The following is a 16,623-nucleotide window of genomic DNA, read 5'->3' on the forward strand; positions in this document are numbered from 1 at the left end:
GACGGACAATGCTCAGACCGAGCGTCATCGCGTTGTTGCTCCACAGTCCCTCGCCCGCGAGGACATCCCTCCACGATCCGTCGCCGAGCATCACCTCGCGCTTCTCGGCCTCCGGGCCGGGGCCCGAGTGGGGGAACAGGCCGCTGCCGGAACGGGGCGTGCGCAGATGGTCGGTGTGCAGATCACGGCGCCGGGGCAGGCCGCCCCGTTCGACCACGAGCACGCTGCGGCCCGACTCGGCGAGGGCCTGCGCCGCGATGCCGCCGCCGGCGCCCGAACCGATCACGATCGCGTCGTACTGCGCGGCGAGCGTCTCCGGCGCGGCGAACGAGGCATGGTCCAGCAGGAGCGGCTCCTGACGCTCGGGATCGGGGGCGGACCAGGCCTCGACGTACGGGGCGAGGTCGGGGCCGGCGACGTCGGCGGTGAGGCCCCGGGCGTAGAGGAGGTCGCCGACGACCGCCCGTAGGGCCTGCTCCGAGGCCGGATCCCCGGGGGAGCTGTGCAGGACGGCGTCGCGCCAGCCCACAGGCGCCGACGCATCGAGCTCGACGAGTCGCGCGGCGAGCGCGTCCAGGAGGTCGGGTCTGACCAGGGAGGGGTCCAGAGCGGTCGGGATGCGCGAGGTCAGAGCTGCGGGCGTGGAGCGGCGGAGGTCCATGGAGATCAGACTAGGTGCTGCGGGACATGCGCTTGCCGTGCCGAGCAGCCGGTGGGGCTGCCGGGCCGGCTGCTCCCGCACCACGCACGCGACGACGCGCTGCCAGCATGCGCTGCCACTTCGCGCTGCCAGCATGCGCTGCGCCGTCGCGCCGACACCGGGGGAGCTCGGGAACGCGACTACGATGGCGCGATGACCGTCTGCCACCACCCTCGTCGTGCTCACTGATCCGATGACGCCGAGAGGGCTGACGGCCGATGAGCAGTTCTACCGCTGGCCACCGGTCAAGGGCGTCCTGTCGGTGGCGCTCCTGCTGGGGGCGGGCTTCCTCGCCCGCGAGATCGACGATCTGACGCTGGTCCTGGCGGTGGAGTGCGTGCTGCTGGTCGGGGCGGTCTACGTCTGGGCGACGACACTGTCGGGCTTCGTCCGGGATCTTCGACCGCCCGTCGGGCCCGGCAGGGTGATCACCGTGGCCTCGCGGCCTCGTCGCGCGGCCATAGCGCTCTCGTGGACGGGCCTCGTCCTCACGGCCCTCGCCATGCCGGCGGCCGGGGCGGCCCTCGCCGGCCCCGCGCCCGCCACCGTGATCGCCCCGCTGCTCGCGGTGGCCCTGTCAGGTCTGGGCGTCGCCACGGCGTTCCCCGGCCTCAGCCGACGCCGTTCGGCGCAGGCGGGCGGGATCGGCGTCTCGACGCGGGGCGTGCACGCGCTCTCCGTGGAGCACCATCATGCGGCAGCGCTGGCGCTGCCCGCGCGCGCCGAGGAGCGCCGCAGCGAGCAGGAGATCGCCAGGCAGCTCGAGCGCCTCGACGCGTCGCTCGGGCCGGGCGTGCACTGGCATCCCGGGGCGCGGGAGGCTGTCACGCGGTGGATGGTCGACGGGTTCCTGCCGAGCGTCGAGGAGACCCGCACCCTGCACCTGGATCCCGCGTGGTCGCCGGATCCGCGCAGCCACGAACCCACTCGGGTCCAGCGGTGGAGCCGTTTCGCGATCAACGTCTGGGCCGCGGCCGTCGTGGCCGGGTTCGGCGCCATCCTCTACGGGGCGCTGATCCAGGAGGGGACGCTGCGGGACGGCAACTGGTTCGTGCTGGTGGTGTTCGGCTGGATGCCGGTGGTGGGAGTCCCGATCTTCGTGGTCCAGGCGGTCCGTGCCGTGCGTCGGGTGCGGCACGACGCCGGGCTGAGCGCGAAGGGATGGTTCGACGTGCTGCACGGCCGCGGGCTCATCCCCTTCGATCAGATCACGGGCCTCCGGGCGACCACGGACGGGCTGGACGTGCGGCTGCTGACAGGCACGCTGACGTATCCGCCGCGCGAGGACACCCTCGCGTGCGCCCGTCGTGCGTCGCGCACGTACGGCGTGGACTACGAGCGGCGCCATCCGGTCGCGTGAGCGCAGTCGCGGCGCTCGCCGACCATCTCGCGCGGGGAATGCCGCACGGGCGAGGGTCTGGACGGATCACGCGGGCGCGGACGGCTCCGGCGTGTGCTTGCGCGCCACGCGCACGGTCTCGGTGATCCGTGCCAGGGGGATGAACCCGACCAGGCAGATCGCCGCGAGGATCAGGTAGTGCCAGGTGAAGCCGAGCTGCGTGATCACGATCCCGGAGACGGCTGAGGCGAAGATGCCGGAGACGCCCAGGGCGACCCCGATCATGATCCCCAGCGCCGTCCCCGCCGCCTTCGGCACGGAGTCCACCAGCAGGGCGTACACGACGGGGAAGGGCGCATTGCGGAACAGTCCCCACACGAGCAGGATGATCCATGCCGTGGTCAGGTCGTGGATGAAGATCATCGCCAGCAGGCTCCCGACCCATCCGATGATGAGGAAGGCGATGGCGAACTTCCGCCCGAGCCGGTCCGAGAGGGTGCCCCACACCACCTGGCCGATCCACCCGGTCAGCCCCGACGCACCGGAGACCAGGATCGCGTCGGAGACGTCCATGCCGAGGCCCCGCAGCTGAGTGGTCAAGAAGGTGACGACTCCGGCCTCGCCCCAGAGGAAGAGGAAGCACAGCACGACGGCCCAGCGGACGTTCTTGTGCCTCAGCGCCTCCTTCACCGGTGCCCAGAAGCTGCCGTCGCTGCGCGTGGACAGCTCCTCCAGCGGCGGCGTCAGGTCCATCTCCTCGATCTTGCGGTACACGGTGGCCTGGTGCTTCTTCCGTCCCAGGAACGCTTGGCCGATGATGATCGGGATCCCGAGCATCGGGATCACCAGGAAGGCGGCGCTCCAGTGCGCCGAGCCGAGCACGATGGCGATGAGGGCACCGGCCAGGAACTGTCCGATCGGGAATCCGGTGTGGTGGACGCCCACCGCGAAGCCGCGGTGCTCCTTGGGCCACCATTCGGCGACCATGGCCACGTTCACCGGTTCGGAGCCGCCGCGGCTGACGCCCATGGGGATGCGCAGCAGCAGGAAGGCGATGAAGCTCCCGGCCAGTCCGAAGGTCAGTGCGCCGCCGATGATCGCGAAGAGCATCGCGACGTTCCAGGTCCAGGAGCGGCGGTACCCCGTGCCGATGCGGTCCGAGATGTATCCGAAGATGATCCCTCCGGCGACCAGGCCGGCGAAGTAGACCGAGTTGATGAGCCCGGCTTCCTGCGCGGTGAGCCCGAACTGCTCGGAGACCTGCGGCAGCACGGCCGGAAGGATCTGATGGTCGACCGACGTCATGAGAATCGCGGTGGTGGTCAGGAGCAGCATCCACCAGGAGATCGCCGGGGCCCGGGGAACCAGACGGTGCGTGCCGGGGTTCACCCCGGCCTCAGGGGGCACGTCCCGCGCGGCGGACGGCGATGGAGACGAGGTCGACGGGGAGGAAGAATCCGGGCGGGACGATTCTGGGCGGGACATGGGAGCTCCTTCGCTGCCTGTGTCGAGCACAGCGGACGATCGCGCTGCTCTGCTCTGAGCAGTCTGACGTGCGCCGGAGAGGTCTTCAACGGGCGACCGCAGGATGATCGGAAGCCAGGGATCCTATAGGCGACTGCCTGCTCGGGCGGTCGGTGATCGGTCTCGCGGAGGAGCCGGATGCCGCGTGAAGGCACGTGTCGTCTGCATGGATGGTGCGGTCGACCTATCGAAAGCTCGCGCGGTGCGCTTGACATCACACGCCGTCCCTATAGGATCCATGAGTCGTGTCGTGGGGCACAGCGACACCACAGCGTGATCACGGGGCCGAAGACGGCCTCCGACCCTCCACGGCGCGCCCTCGACCACTGCAGTCCGGGAACGGACCGCGTCCGCGGCGCAGCACTGCACCGCGGCACCCTGTCTACGAAGGAGTATTCGGCCGATGACGTCCACCACCCGCGCGACCCGCCCCGCGCGGAAGTACCGCGCAGTGCGCAACATGCGCTACCTGATCCTGGGATGGCTGCTCCTCGCAGGTCTCCTGAACTACCTCGACCGCAGCTCCATCTCCATCGCGGCGCCGTTCATGATGGAGGAGCTGGGGCTCACCAACACCGACATCGGTCTGATGGGTGCGGTGTTCTCCTGGACCTACGCGTTCTGCCAGCTGCCGGCCGGATATCTGATCGACAAGGTCGGCCCGCGGCGCATGTACTTCATCGCGATGGGCATGTGGTCGGTCGCCACCGCGCTCATGGCGTTCGGCCACACCATGGCCCACTTCCTGACCTTCCGCGTGCTGCTGGGCATCGGCGAGTCCCCGAACTCGCCGAACTCCAGCAAGATCACCACGCAGTGGTTCCCCCGCGAGGAGCGGGGCCAGGCCGCCGGCATCTGGGACTCCGGCTCGAAGTGGGGATCGGCGATCGCACCGCCGGTGCTCACCCTGCTCACGCTGACGTTCGGCTGGCGCGCGATGTTCCTGATCATCGGCGCGGCGGGCGTCCTCCTCGCGGTCGCGTTCTGGGCGTTCTACCGGGCGCCGGAGGATTCCAAGCACCTCTCGGACGACGAGTACCGGCACATCCTCGCCGGGCGGGACGATGCCACCGACGAGCCCGTGAAGATTCCCTGGCTGACGTTCTTCACCTATCCCCAGACCTGGGGCCTGATGCTCGGGTTCTTCAGCACGATCTGGATCTGGAACATCTTCCTGACCTTCCTGCCCCTGTTCCTCCAGAACACCCTGGGGGTCTCGATCGCGAGCACGGGCTGGGTCGCTGCGGTGCCCTACCTCGCCGCAGCGCTCGGTGCGATCTTCGCCGGCCGCGTCACGGTGGTGCTGGCCCGGAAGTACAAGCTCAGCTCCATGCTCTCCAAGAAGGTGATCCTGGTGGGCGGCTGCGTGGCGCTCGGCGTGCTTCTGTGCATCGTGCCCTTCGTCCACAACCTCGCCCTCGCCCTGATCGTGCTGAGCCTCGCCCTCGCGATCGTGGCGGCCGCTCAGGCGCAGTCCTGGGCGATCTCCTCGGACATCGTGCCGGACTCCCATGCGGCACGCTTCGGCGGCATCATGAACTTCGGCGGGTACTTCGGCGGTGCCCTGGCTCCCATCGTCACCGGCGTGGTCGTCGATGCGACCGGTTCATACACCCCGTCGTTCCTGGTCGCCGGCGTCATCGCCGCCCTCGGAGGTGTCTGCTACGGGCTGCTGGTGCGCAAGCCCATCGCGTAGTCAGCGTGCGGTGCGCCAGGGCGTACCGTATCGACGTGCAGCTCTCCCTCGCCCTCGGCGCGGTGCCGTTCGCGGACGGCGACAGGGGAGTCGGCGTCCGCCTCGCCGCCGCCCTCGGGGTGCTGATGCTGGGGGCGATCATCTGGGCCAGCACCCTCGCGGGGTTCCACCGGGATCTGCGGGATCCCCGCCGGCTGGACGACGCGGTGATCGTCGCGCACCGTCCTCGTCAGCTCGCGATCATCGTGTCGTGGGTCGCGATGGCGCTGACGGTGATCTCCCTGATCGCCTTCGGCATCAGCGCTTCGGCGCAGGCGCAGGGAGGGCTGGCCGCGTCGTTGCTGCTCACCGTGCTGGTCGCTCTCCCGGTGGCGACCGCACTGCCCGGTCTGAGCCGCCGGTACGCGGAGGGCGCGGGCGTCATCGCCGTCTCGCCGGCGGGGCTCACCATCGCCACTGCTCGCGGCGACGCCCCGGAGCCGGTGCCGTGGTCGCGGGTCGGCACCGTGAGGCCGTCACGATCTGCCGCGTGCTCCCTGGTGAATGTCGGCTGCGGGGTGCGCGACGCGCCCGACGGGCTCGGTGCACGGGTGCGCTGGCGCCCCGGAGCGCAGCGGGCCGTCGCGCGGTGGGCAGCGGAGGGCTTCGTCCCCACGGCGGCGGAGGTCCGTGCGCTGGACCTCGAGTCGAGCTGGTCCCGGACCCGGACGCGCTCCCGCGCTCGCGCGGCGGCCGGCGGGCCGGCCTTGCGGCGCTGGCCTGGGCGCTGCTCGCCTGCCTGCTGATGGTGGTCGGCTTCCTGGCCGTGATCGTGCAGGGGGACGAGTCGTGGTGGGTGGGCCTGCTGCTGGTGTGGGCCCCGGTGCTCGGTGCGGTGATCCTCGCCCCGCGGCTGTGGCGGGAGCTGCGCACCGGCCAGAGGCGCTGCGCGACGATCACCTCGCAGGGCTGGTTCGACCTGCTGCACGGTCAGGGCCTGGTGCGCTGGGAGCACATCGAGAGGATCGAGCTGCACCAGCGGCACACGGTCGTGCTCACCCGGGGCAGTGCTCCGCCCTTCCGGGACCGCGACCTCGGCAACCGACTGAACCACCGCCTCGAGGACGCGATGCGCAGCTCCCCTCGACCACTCCCGAGCGCCGGCCCGCTGTTCCGTGAGATCGGACCGCACCACCTCCCGTACCGACCCGAGTCCAGAGCGTTCGACCTGGTGGATCACGCTGCGGAGGTCGGAGGCATCGACGTCCGGCGCCCGCCGACATTCGAGGAGATGCGCGGCCCACGGCGCTGACGGACACCGACCTGGAGCTCCGCGACCGGGGCTGATCGCGCGGTCACGGGCGGGGGCAGGGCGTCAAGCGATGCCGAGTGCGGCCTCGGTGCACGGGTCAGCATCGACCGTCGCGCCCTCGATGTGGATATCGCCCTCGGCGGTGATCCGCAGCGTCGCGCCGTGCTCGTCCACGGTCTCCAGGACGGTGCTCGAGTCGTGCTCCGTGACGCCGTCGATCTGCTCGAAGCCGTAGCCGAGGATCGTCGAGTTCACGGTCGCGATCCGGGAGTCCCAGCCGGCGTCATCCGACGGGACCGGCAGCGCGGTCTCCGGCGCCCAGGTGCCCGGAGCGAAGAGGCAGGCATCCTCCGAGGAGGCCACCGTGCGCGTCTCCTCCACCAGCTCCCAGGACGTGCCATCCACTGCCAGGATGCTCGCGAGCTCGGTGGCCAGGTCGTCGTAGTGCGAGGCGGCGCCCTCGGCCGGAAGCGGGACGGAGCCGCCGCATGCGGTCAACGGCAGCAGCACCCCGAGGAGGGCCATGGCGGGGGAGAGTCGGCGGCCGGCGCGACGGAGCACGGGTCCTCCTGGAGGGTGGGTCCTGCCCCATGGCCGATCGCCCCGGGTGCTGTGCGCCCCACGGTATCCCGCGCCCGTGCGGTTCCTGGAGGAGGGGTGCACGGGGCGCCGGCTCGGAGCGGAACCCCGGACGTCCTGACCTCTGGCCCGCAGGTCCTCAGAGCGTCAGTTGCAGGTGTCGCACACGCCGGTGTAGGGCAGCGCGTAGAAGCAGTCCGGGCAGATCGTGAGCTGCTCCTCGCCCTTGGCGGGGACACGCTCGGTGGTCTGCACCGTGGAGAGGTTGAAGCCCTGGACCTTCGGATCCTCACGATCCTCCGGAGCCAGGCCCTCACGGAAGGTCACGTAGCCGGGATGGATGTACATCAGCGGCCGACCGCCCTTGTCCTGCACGGTGAGGCTGCCGTTGGACTGCGTGCGGTAGAAGGTGTGGGCACCGACGCGGTCGAAGCTCTCCCCGAGGATGCTGACGTCGGCGGCGGACCAGTCGGAGTTCCAGGCGAGCGCCTCGTCACGGGTCATCCGGCGACGGGTCGAGGAGAGAGTGTTCATGCCTCCAGTAGAGCACGCGTGTAAACCCCGGCCCGTCGACCTGAGACCGACGAATTGACGGAACGCGATCGGCGTGCCGCCCAGAATTGCCTGGTCAGACCGTTGCGGCGAGCTGGGCGGCGAGGAGCGTCACGAGCAGGGTCGTGACGTGGAGGACCCCGCGGGGACGACGCTCGGCCACCGTGACCCGCAGCGACGGAACAGCAGGCCGGAGGCGAGTCCCGCCACGGAGACCGTCGGCGTCACCGGGCTGTTCCCAGGGTCAGGGTGACGAGCGCTGCACCGAGGAGAGGCCTGATCCACGGCCGGGCCCTTCCGAGCAGCGCAGTGGTGAACGCCCGGGGCAGAAGGCCTCTACCTCCGGCGATGTGATGATCGCCCCGGCGGCAAGCGCGGCAAGCGCGGCAAGCGCGGCAAGCGCGAAAGGGCGTTGCGGCACGGGCCGACGGACGGACGCCGCAGCGGCCCGCCCGGGGGCGAACAACGTCACGACCGAGTGCAGGGCGTAACGCACTAAAAAGGGTGTACATAGGTGTGTGTGCAGAAAGGGTGCGCTCAGAAAGGGGTGTGCGCTCAGAGAGGGGTGTACAGACACCTGGTCCACGACCCGCGATCCGGGTGGGGTGCCTCGCGAGCATCGGTGGCGGGGAGCGGCTCTGCGCGCTCAACGGCCCGCGTAGGTCGCTGTCACCACGGAAGTGTCCTCCGGCTCGCTTCCGCAGCGTCGCAGGAAGGTGGCTGCGCGGCACGAACGACTGAGGCGTGCACCACTCGTGCAGTCATCCCTCAGGTCGTCTGTCGGACCGTGCTCGTATCTTTCTTCTACAGGCCCCACGCGGTAGTTGTTCCCCGTTCCGATCACGGAGCGGACGCCGACGCTCATTGCCGAACTTCGGCGGTTCCAGAGCACACGCAGCTGCACAAGGCCTCTCTTTCCCGCAATAGCCCTGGCACGCCTGTGTCCACGGGTCTTCGTCCCCTCTCCAGAATGGAGTGCAGCTGTGAACAGCAATGCGCCGTCACCCCAGGATCCGGGTTCTCCGGACCAAAATTTTGCGCCGAGCTTCGGTGGTGCGCCCTATGGGCAGCCGGATCAGGGCATCCCGGGGGCCCCGCCGGTCCCGCCCGCCGGTAAGCGCGGGAAGAAGAAGTTCATCGCGGCCGGCTGCGGCTGCCTCGCCTTGCTCGCGATCGGCCTGGCCAGCTGCAGTGCAGTGGTCCTCTCCGCCAGCGGTGGCTCCGATGACGACGAGCCGGCCCCGACCGTCTCGGTCGAGGCGGAACCCGCCGTCGAGCAGGTGGAGGAAACCTCCGAGGAGGTCGTCGAGGAGGATGACCCCGCAGAGGACGCCGCGGCAGAGGACGCGCCTGCAGAGGAGCAGCCGGCCGACGACGCCCCCGCGAAGGACGAGCAGGCCGAGGAGGAGGCTCCCGCGGAGGGCGACGTGCCTGCGGAGCACACCTCCGCGCTGAACAGCGCCCAGAGCTACTCCGACCTGATGCACATGTCGAAGGCGGGCCTGTTCGACCAGCTCACCTCGGAGTACGCCGACAAGTTCTCCGACGAGGCCGCGCAGTACGCCGTGGACAACGTCGACGCGGACTGGAACGCGAATGCCCTGGCATCGGCCGAGAGCTACTCGGAGACCCTGTACATGTCCAAGCAGGGCGTCTACGACCAGCTCACATCGGAGTACGGCGAGCAGTTCCTGCCCGAGGAGGCGCAGTACGCGATCGACACGATCGAGGCGGACTGGAACGAGAATGCTCTGCAGAGCGCGCGCAACTACCGGGACTCGATGGACATGTCACCGGAGGCGATCCGCGACCAGCTGACCTCCGACTACGGAGAGCAGTTCACGCAGGAGCAGGCCGACTATGCAATCGAGCATCTCGACGACTGATCAGCCGCGCCCGTGAGCGGCGCACCGAGAACGCGGGGTCCGTGCCCAGGCACGGGCCCCGCGTTCTCGGCCGGATGTCAGGCGAAGGAGCTGACGAACTCCTCGACCTCCGTGCTGACCTCCGCGTCCATGTCCTCATCGGAGATGGTCGCGGTGCCGTCGCCGTCCTGCGGGCCGTAATCGCCGAAGCTCGCGTGGCTCGCCCCCTGGATCTCGACCATCGCCGCGTCGTCGGGCAGGAGGCTGCGGGCCTCGGAGATCTTCGTCGGGGTCGACAGGCCGTCCTCGCTGCCGGCGAGGCTCAGCACCGGCAGGCCGTGAGCCGAGAGATCGGTCGCGCAGTAGGAGCCCAGCAGCAGGAGGGCATCGGCCTCCGCGGCGACCTGGCAGGCACGCACACCGCCCAGGGAGTGACCGCCCACGATCCAGGTGCCGACCTCGGGAAGATCCCCGGTGAAGGTGTCGAGGCCGCGCCGATCCAGCAGCGCCAGGTGCAGCCACGGCTTGACGATCACCACGGTCATGCTCTGCTCGGTCACCAGCTCCGCGAGCCGTGCGGCATAGGCGTCGGGCTCGACCTTCGCGCCCGGGTAGAACACGAGGCCGGTCGCGGAGGGCCCGCCCGCCGCGGGCTCAAGGATCAACGAGGAGCTCGACTCGGTCACCTCGACACCGGGATCCCCGAAGACCTCCTCGAGGGGCTCGGGTTCGGCCTCCATGATCCCGGTGCGGCTCCAGACCACGAGTGCGGCGGCGACGAGCACCACGAGCGCGAGTAGCACGATGAGCAGGCGGGACGCCCAGCGGCGGGCCTGACGGGCGGTGATCATGGACCCACGGTAGGGCACCGGTGAGCTGCCGACGCCGCGCTGCCGCCCCGCCCGACGAGTCCCGTCCGCCCTCTCAGCCCTCGTCCCCGGAGCCCACGGGCAGCGACGGGTCCGGCAGGTAGACCGTGCCGCCGGACTCGCGGAACTCGCGGGACTTCGCGTCCATACCCGCCCGGATGAGTTCCGCCTGCGCGATCTCGCTCTGTGCAGCGGCGTCGCCGTAGGTGTCGCGGATGTCCTGCGACAGGCGCATCGAGCAGAACTTCGGGCCGCACATCGAGCAGAAGTGCGCCGTCTTCGCAGGCTCTGCCGGGAGCGTCTCGTCGTGGTACTCCTCGGCGAGCTGCGGGTCCAGGGACAGTCCGAACTGGTCCCGCCACCGGAACTCGAAGCGGGCCTTGGACAGAGCGTTGTCGCGGGCCAGGGCGCCCGGGTGCCCCTTGGCGACGTCGGCCGCATGAGCGGCGATCTTGTAGGTGATCACGCCGGTCTTCACATCGTCGCGGTTCGGCAGCCCGAGGTGCTCCTTCGGAGTGACGTAGCAGAGCATCGCGGTGCCGTAGCGAGCGATCTCCGTCGCCCCGATGGCGGACGTGATGTGGTCGTAGCCCGGCGCGATGTCGGTGACCAGCGGACCGAGCGTGTAGAACGGCGCGCCGTGGCACAGCTCCTGCTGTCGCTCCACGTTCTCCCTCACCAGATGCAGCGGGATGTGTCCGGGGCCCTCGACCATGACCTGCACGTCGTACTCCCACGCGCGGGCCGTGAGCTCGGCGAGCGTGTCGAGCTCGGCGAACTGCGCGGCATCGTTCGCGTCCGCCAGCGACCCCGGGCGCAGTCCGTCGCCGAGGGAGAAGGACACGTCGTAGCGGGCGAAGATCTCGCACAGCTCGTCGAAGTGCTCGTACAGGAAGTTCTCCCGATGGTGAGCCAGGCACCAGCCCGCGAGGATCGAACCGCCCCGGGAGACGATCCCCGTCACCCGGTTCGCGGTCAGCGGCACGTAGCGCAGCAGCACCCCGGCGTGGATCGTCATGTAGTCCACGCCCTGCTCGCACTGCTCGATCACCGTGTCACGGAAGATCTCCCAGGTCAGCGCGTTCGCCTCGCCGTCGACCTTCTCGAGTGCCTGGTAGATCGGCACCGTTCCGATGGGCACGGGCGCGTTGCGCAGCAGCCACTCCCGCGTGGTGTGGATGTCGTCCCCGGTGGACAGATCCATCACCGTGTCCGCGCCCCAGCGGGTCGCCCACTCGAGCTTGGAGACCTCCTCGGCGATGGACGACGTCACCGCCGAGTTGCCGATGTTGGCATTGATCTTCACCAGGAACGCGCGCCCGATGATCATCGGCTCGGCCTCGGGATGGTTCACGTTCGCCGGGATGATCGCGCGGCCCGCAGCGAGCTCGCTGCGCACGAGCTCCACGTCGCAGCCCTCCCGCAGCGCGACGTAGCGCATCTCCGCAGTGATCTCTCCCCGTCGGGCGTAGTGCATCTGCGTGACCCGTGTGCCGGCGGAGGACCGCAGCGGAGCACGCCGGGCACCGCGCCACTCGGCGCTGGCCTCACCGCGGCGCACGGCGCCGCGTCCATCATCGGCGAGGGCGCGGTCGCGCCCGACGTACTGCTCGACGTCGCCGCGCTCGATGATCCAGCCGCCGCGCAGCGACGGCAGCCCGACCTCGGGGTCGCAGCCGGGGCCGGCGGTGCGGTACACCGGGAAGGGCGGGGTGCGGGTGCCGTCGGGGGCGTCGTCCTGGAGGACCTGTGTGATGGGCACACGGATGCCATGATCAGGATCCTCGAGCAGGTCGAGGCGGTGGGTGGAGTAGTTCTCAGGGCGTGCGGACATAGCGCTTCGCTCTCCTTCTTCCTTCGCCGGCACTATCCGGAGCAGGTTCATTCGGTACTCGGACGGCGACAGTCCGATCTCAGCCCGCTGCAGCGGGCACCCGAGGGATCGACGGTGACAATAGCACCTGCGCAGGAGACGGCGGACACTCCGCTCAGCTCGCCTGGCTACGCTGAGCGCACGTGCGCCGCGGAGACGGCGCCGGACCAGGACCTCGCGGAAGGCGGCCTTCATGACCCTCACCGATCTCCTCGACGCTCTCGACAGCGGCGAGACGATCCCGGCGGGCTCCCCGCTGCATGCCGTGATGCACGAGACCAGCCAAGAGGCGCTGCGGATCACCGGAGAGCTCAACGGCGGCTATCACGAGCCGGCCCGTGTGCGCGAGCTGCTCTCCGCGCTGACGGGTCGCGAGATCGCCGAGAGCGTGACGGTGTTCCCTCCGTTCACCTCCGACTTCGGCAAGAATATCCGGCTGGGCGAACGGGTGTTCCTCAACGCCGGCTGCCGTTTCCAGGACCAGGGAGGGCTCGAGATCGGCGACGACTGCCTCATCGGCCACAACACCGTGATCGCCACCTTGAACCATGACCTCTCGCCCCGTCGCCGCGGTGACCTGCACCCCTCCCCGGTGGTGATCGGCCGCAACGTGTGGATCGGTGCGAACGTGACCATCCTGCCCGGCGTCACGATCGGTGAGGACGCGGTGATCGCGGCGGCCTCCGTGGTCACGAAGGACGTGCCCGCGCGGGCACTCGTCGTGGGGTCCCCGGCCCGGGTGATCAGGACGGTGGAGGACTGAGACGAGACGTCCTGGCCGCCCTCGCTGTCCATGACGTAGTCTTCCATGTTCGGACATAGCGCAATCCAATGGAGGACATGTGAAGCTCGGTCTCGTAGGGTTCGGCGTCGGCGGGCGCTTCTTCCACGCCCCGTTCATCGATGCCGCCCGCGGCGTCGAGCTCAGCGGCATCGTGGCGCGTTCCGAGCGGACCACGCGGCGCGTGCGGGAGATCTACCCGGATGTCCCCATCTACGCGAGCCTCACGGAGATGCTCGCGGCGGGCGTCGACGCCGTCACGATCACCACCCCGCCCAGCACGCGCCGCGACCTGGTGCTCGAGGCGATCTCTGCCGGGGTCCACGTGGTCGCCGACAAGCCCTTCGCGCCGTCGGCCGAGGTCGGTCAGGAGCTCACCGATGCCGCGCGCGATGCTGGAGTGGTGCTGTCCGTGTTCCACAACCGGCGCTTCGACGCGGATCTGCGCACGCTGAAGGGAGTGCTCGATACGGGGCGTCTCGGCGACCTGTGGCGGGTCCACTCGCGCTTCGACCTCGACCAGGCCGAGGGGCTCGAGGCCGGCCCTGAGGGCGGGCTGCTGCGCGACCTCGGCACCCATCTGGTCGACCAGCTGATGTGGCTGCTGGGACCGGTCGAGGAGGTCTCGGCCCAGATCGATCATGTGGACCGGCCCGAAGGGCGCACGGACGCGTCGTTCGTGGTGACGCTGCGCCACCGTTCGGGCGTGACCTCCTATGCTTCGTCCAGCAAGCTGAACCACGTGCAGGCTCGTACTCTGCGCGCGTACGGCAGCCTCGGCGCCTACGAGGCCCACGGCACCGACGTCCAGGCCGACGCTGTCCTCGCGGGCGAGAGCCCGGCGGCGGATCGGGCGTCGTGGGGATACGAGCAGCCAGAGCACTGGGGAACGCTCCATACCGCGGAGGGTGACGAGAAGGTCCCCTCGGCCCAGGGTGCCTACTTCGAGTTCTACGAGCAGTTCGCCGCCGCGTGCGGCGGCCGGGGGATGCCGCCCTCGCCGGGGCAGGAGGGCGTGGCGGTGCTTGCCGTGCTGGACGCCGCCCGGCGCAGCGCCCTCACGGGGAGCCCGCAGCAGATCCGCTGAGGGCACCCGGGCGGCGTGCACGGACCTCAGGTGCGTGCACGGCCAGGGCCTCACGCGTCTGTCGGCGGTAGTCGCGCGGCGCCATCCCGCAGGCTGCGCTGACGTGGGCGTAGAAGCTGCTGAGCGAGCCGAATCCGCTGCGCTCGGCGATCTCGGTGGTGGGCAGTGAAGTGGTGATCAGCAAGCGCTGCGCCTCGGCGACGCGGCACATCGTGAGGTAGTCACCGATCGTCGCACCGACGGTGTCTCGGAAGACGGTCATCGCGTGGGAGGGCGTCAGGTGCGCGGCGCGCGCGACGTCCTCCACCCTCACCGGGGAGCGGAAGCGCTCGACCACGCACTGCGCCATGGCCATCGTGTGGCTGATGCGCGCGGTCGGCACTCGGCGGGACCCTCCGGCGCGGAAGGCGGCCTCCGACGGGTCGAGTTCGACGAAGGGCGGCCAGGAGCTGTCGTCGGCCGGGGCGCTGCGCAGGATCCGTCGCAGCAGCGCCTGGATCTCCAGCAGCGCCACGGCGGCTCCCTCCGTGTCCTCGTACTCCTCGAGCCAGGAGGGGATCATCGTCGCCATCCGATCCCGCACCAGCTCCGAGTCAGCGACCAGCGGACGCGGGCGGAGGAGCGCGCTCAGCTCGCGGTCGGGCAGGTTCCAGCCCATGACCGTGGAGACGGGCACGTGCACCCAGCACACGTCCCCGGCACGGGAGTCGACCAGCCCGTGCGGCTGCGCGGCCCAGAACACCGCGATCTGCCCCTCCCGCACCACGAACGGTCTCCCTGCGAACACGTACCGCAGCTCGCCGCGCAGCACCATGTTGATCTCGACGTCGTCGTGCCGGTGCATCGACTGCATGTGCGGCGGATTTCCGCGGCGGCACCAGAGCCCGGGCGCCATCGTCTCCACATCGGGCAGCGAGAGGGAGCGAGGGCGCATGGCGCCACGATAAGCGTCCATCGAAGGATCCTGGAAGAACACCGCAGAATCAGGCGAGACGTCCCTCCATGTCGGCACCTAGCGTGATGGCATGACGTCGAACGCCTTCCTCACCCATCCCAAGATCGCCATCATCGGAGCGGGCGGCTTCGTCTTCCCGTTCCGCCTCATCGGCGACCTCCTCAGCTTCCCGGCCCTGCGCGAGGCGACCCTGACCCTCATGGACGTGCGCCCCGAGAAGCTCGGTCCGGTCGCCGACGCCACCCGCGAGCTGATCGCCCATCACGGCTTCGGAGCCGCCGTCGAGGAGACCACCGACCGCCGCGCGGCGCTGGACAGCGCCGACATCGTCATCATCACCTTCCAGGTGGGCGGTGTGGAGTCCTACGAGCACGACGTGATGATCCCGCGCAAGTACGGCATCGACCAGACCGTGGGCGACACCGTGGGTCCCGGCGGCGTGTTCCGCTTCCTGCGCTCGGTGAGCGCCTACGACGCGATCATCGACGACGCCCTGGAGGTGTGCCCGGATGCCGCCTTCATCAACTACGCCAACCCCATGGCGATGGCCACCAGCTACCTCAACGCGCGCGGCCTGCGCTGCGTGGGCCTGTGCCACAGCGTGCAGGGGACCACCCGAATGCTCGCCCGCACCCTCGATGTGCCCTACGAGGAGGTGCGCTACCGCTGCGCCGGTATCAACCACCAGGCCTGGGTGCTCGAGTTCTCCCGCGGTCAGGAGGACCTCTATCCGCAGCTGCGGGAGGCGATGAACGAGCGCCATCAGCGCGGCCGCGGCGGCTCCGGGCTGGCCGGGGACGACGGCGACCACAGCGAGGCCGCCGAGGACTTCACCGTCTACGAGGGCGGCAACGAGCAGGTGCGCACCACCCTCATGAACGCTTTCGGCTACTTCGAGACCGAGTCCAGCCACCACGCCTCGGAATACCTGCCCTACTTCCGCAAGACGCCCGAGCTCACGCAGGAGTACATCCCTGAGCGCTGGGACTACTTCGAGATCTGCTCGGCGCATGACGACCAGGGCGATATCGACACGCAGCTCGAACAGCTCAAGGCGGAGCTCGCCCCGTCGGTCGAATACGGAGCCACCATCGTCAACTCGATCGTCACCGGTACCCCGAGCGTGGTGCACGGCAATGTGCCCAACAACGGGTCGATCATCACGAACCTCCCGGCCGACGCGTGCGTCGAGGTGCCCTGCCTGGTCGATGCGAACGGGGTCCAGCCCACCGCGATCGGAGAGCTGCCGCTCCAGCTCGCCGCGCTGAACCGCACCAACGTCAATGTGCAGACGCTCGCCGTGCAGGCCGCGCTGACCGGCTGCCGGGAGAACGTCCATCACGCGGTCGCGCTGGACCCGCTGACCGCGGCCCAGGTGACCCTCGAGGACGCCCGTGCCATGACCGACGAGCTGTTCGAGGCCCACGCGGACCTGCTGCCGACGCGGCTGAAGGGCTGACCTCACGGGCGCTCCGCGGAGCCGCGGGGCTATGGTCGGTGCCGTACACATCT

The 16,623-nt window shown here is 69.9% G+C and carries 15 protein-coding genes and 1 riboswitch; of the genes, 8 read left to right on the forward strand and 7 right to left on the reverse strand.

Annotated elements, in window-relative coordinates; genetic code table 11:
* A partial coding sequence (locus CIK71_RS12445) for an NAD(P)-binding protein (RefSeq protein ID WP_141393725.1) occupies window positions 1-661 on the reverse strand: 661 nt, incomplete at its 3' end.
* Window positions 662-893: 232 nt separating this feature from the next.
* Here CIK71_RS12445 and CIK71_RS12450 point away from each other — a divergent pair.
* On the forward strand, window positions 894-2,060 hold the full coding sequence (locus tag CIK71_RS12450) for a hypothetical protein (RefSeq protein WP_114382426.1): 1,167 nt from the start codon (window positions 894-896) through the stop codon (window positions 2,058-2,060).
* A gap of 66 nt (window positions 2,061-2,126) precedes the next feature.
* Here the strand turns inward: CIK71_RS12450 and CIK71_RS12455 are convergent, their stop codons facing one another.
* Window positions 2,127-3,524, reverse strand: a complete 1,398-nt coding sequence (locus tag CIK71_RS12455; protein WP_096166005.1) for an MFS transporter — start codon at window positions 3,522-3,524, stop codon at window positions 2,127-2,129.
* Between the two features lie 442 nt (window positions 3,525-3,966).
* Here CIK71_RS12455 and CIK71_RS12460 point away from each other — a divergent pair, with 442 nt between their 5' ends.
* Genes CIK71_RS12460 through CIK71_RS12470 form a run of 3 tightly spaced genes read left to right on the forward strand, consistent with a single transcriptional unit; the run spans window position 3,967 to window position 6,550 of the window.
* A complete protein-coding gene (locus CIK71_RS12460) occupies window positions 3,967-5,259 on the forward strand; it encodes an MFS transporter (RefSeq protein ID WP_096166006.1) in 1,293 nt (430 codons plus the stop codon).
* A gap of 35 nt (window positions 5,260-5,294) precedes the next feature.
* Window positions 5,295-6,044: a hypothetical protein gene (locus CIK71_RS12465; protein WP_096166007.1), complete on the forward strand. Its 750-nt coding sequence runs from the start codon at window positions 5,295-5,297 to the stop codon at window positions 6,042-6,044.
* Window positions 6,044-6,550 (forward strand): hypothetical protein, encoded by a 507-nt coding sequence (locus tag CIK71_RS12470; RefSeq protein ID WP_141393726.1) that lies wholly within the window; start codon window positions 6,044-6,046, stop codon window positions 6,548-6,550. The genes CIK71_RS12465 and CIK71_RS12470 overlap by 1 nt, the downstream gene beginning before the upstream one ends.
* Window positions 6,551-6,613: 63 nt before the next feature.
* On the opposite strand, the gene CIK71_RS12475 is transcribed toward CIK71_RS12470, so the two are convergent.
* Both CIK71_RS12475 and CIK71_RS12480 read right to left on the reverse strand, forming a co-directional pair.
* Window positions 6,614-7,111, reverse strand: a complete 498-nt coding sequence (locus CIK71_RS12475; RefSeq protein ID WP_096166009.1) for a hypothetical protein — start codon at window positions 7,109-7,111, stop codon at window positions 6,614-6,616.
* A 165-nt stretch (window positions 7,112-7,276) separates the two neighbouring features.
* The gene (locus tag CIK71_RS12480; RefSeq protein WP_096166010.1) at window positions 7,277-7,663 is read right to left on the reverse strand and encodes a hypothetical protein; all 387 of its coding nucleotides are present in this window, start codon (window positions 7,661-7,663) and stop codon (window positions 7,277-7,279) included.
* 1,001 nt (window positions 7,664-8,664) lie between these two features.
* Between CIK71_RS12480 and CIK71_RS12485 the strand changes: the two genes are divergently transcribed.
* Window positions 8,665-9,567 (forward strand): Ltp family lipoprotein, encoded by a 903-nt coding sequence (locus tag CIK71_RS12485; protein WP_096166011.1) that lies wholly within the window; start codon window positions 8,665-8,667, stop codon window positions 9,565-9,567.
* Window positions 9,568-9,644: 77 nt separating this feature from the next.
* On the opposite strand, the gene CIK71_RS12490 is transcribed toward CIK71_RS12485, so the two are convergent.
* On the reverse strand, window positions 9,645-10,397 hold the full coding sequence (locus CIK71_RS12490) for an alpha/beta hydrolase (protein WP_096166012.1): 753 nt from the start codon (window positions 10,395-10,397) through the stop codon (window positions 9,645-9,647).
* A gap of 73 nt (window positions 10,398-10,470) precedes the next feature.
* Window positions 10,471-12,249, reverse strand: coding sequence for a phosphomethylpyrimidine synthase ThiC (gene thiC, locus CIK71_RS12495; protein WP_096166013.1), 1,779 nt, complete (start codon window positions 12,247-12,249; stop codon window positions 10,471-10,473).
* Window position 12,250: 1 nt separating this feature from the next.
* A riboswitch (TPP riboswitch) is annotated at window positions 12,251-12,361 on the reverse strand.
* Window positions 12,362-12,481: 120 nt separating this feature from the next.
* Here thiC and CIK71_RS12500 point away from each other — a divergent pair.
* Together CIK71_RS12500 and CIK71_RS12505 are read left to right on the forward strand one after the other, a co-directional pair.
* Complete coding sequence (locus CIK71_RS12500; protein WP_096166014.1) at window positions 12,482-13,051, forward strand: DapH/DapD/GlmU-related protein; 570 nt, start codon at window positions 12,482-12,484, stop codon at window positions 13,049-13,051.
* Window positions 13,052-13,130: 79 nt separating this feature from the next.
* The gene (locus tag CIK71_RS12505) at window positions 13,131-14,156 is read left to right on the forward strand and encodes a Gfo/Idh/MocA family protein (RefSeq protein WP_096166015.1); all 1,026 of its coding nucleotides are present in this window, start codon (window positions 13,131-13,133) and stop codon (window positions 14,154-14,156) included.
* On the opposite strand, the gene CIK71_RS12510 is transcribed toward CIK71_RS12505, so the two are convergent.
* Window positions 14,128-15,090, reverse strand: a complete 963-nt coding sequence (locus tag CIK71_RS12510) for a helix-turn-helix domain-containing protein (protein WP_096166218.1) — start codon at window positions 15,088-15,090, stop codon at window positions 14,128-14,130. The genes CIK71_RS12505 and CIK71_RS12510 overlap by 29 nt on opposite strands.
* Before the next feature lie 91 nt (window positions 15,091-15,181).
* Here CIK71_RS12510 and melA point away from each other — a divergent pair, with 91 nt between their 5' ends.
* Window positions 15,182-16,570, forward strand: a complete 1,389-nt coding sequence (gene melA / locus CIK71_RS12515) for an alpha-galactosidase (RefSeq protein WP_096166016.1) — start codon at window positions 15,182-15,184, stop codon at window positions 16,568-16,570.
* The last annotated feature ends 53 nt before the right edge of the window (window positions 16,571-16,623 follow it).

The sequence above is a fragment of the Brachybacterium alimentarium genome (genome assembly GCF_002332425.1).
GTDB lineage: Bacteria > Actinomycetota > Actinomycetes > Actinomycetales > Dermabacteraceae > Brachybacterium > Brachybacterium alimentarium.

Excerpts from the sequence above, each read along its gene's own strand:
- CIK71_RS12480 (WP_096166010.1), bottom strand. The coding sequence starts at position 7,663 with ATGAACACTCTCTCCTCGACCCGTCGCCGGATGACCCGTGACGAGGCG.
- CIK71_RS12510 (WP_096166218.1), bottom strand. The coding sequence starts at position 15,090 with ATGCGCCCTCGCTCCCTCTCGCTGCCCGATGTGGAGACGATGGCGCCC.
- melA (WP_096166016.1), top strand. The coding sequence starts at position 15,182 with ATGACGTCGAACGCCTTCCTCACCCATCCCAAGATCGCCATCATCGGA.
- CIK71_RS12490 (WP_096166012.1), bottom strand. The coding sequence starts at position 10,397 with ATGATCACCGCCCGTCAGGCCCGCCGCTGGGCGTCCCGCCTGCTCATC.
- CIK71_RS12500 (WP_096166014.1), top strand. The coding sequence starts at position 12,482 with ATGACCCTCACCGATCTCCTCGACGCTCTCGACAGCGGCGAGACGATC.
- thiC (WP_096166013.1), bottom strand. The coding sequence starts at position 12,249 with ATGTCCGCACGCCCTGAGAACTACTCCACCCACCGCCTCGACCTGCTC.
- CIK71_RS12455 (WP_096166005.1), bottom strand. The coding sequence starts at position 3,524 with ATGTCCCGCCCAGAATCGTCCCGCCCGGATTCTTCCTCCCCGTCGACC.
- CIK71_RS12450 (WP_114382426.1), top strand. The coding sequence starts at position 894 with ATGACGCCGAGAGGGCTGACGGCCGATGAGCAGTTCTACCGCTGGCCA.
- CIK71_RS12460 (WP_096166006.1), top strand. The coding sequence starts at position 3,967 with ATGACGTCCACCACCCGCGCGACCCGCCCCGCGCGGAAGTACCGCGCA.
- CIK71_RS12470 (WP_141393726.1), top strand. The coding sequence starts at position 6,044 with ATGGTGGTCGGCTTCCTGGCCGTGATCGTGCAGGGGGACGAGTCGTGG.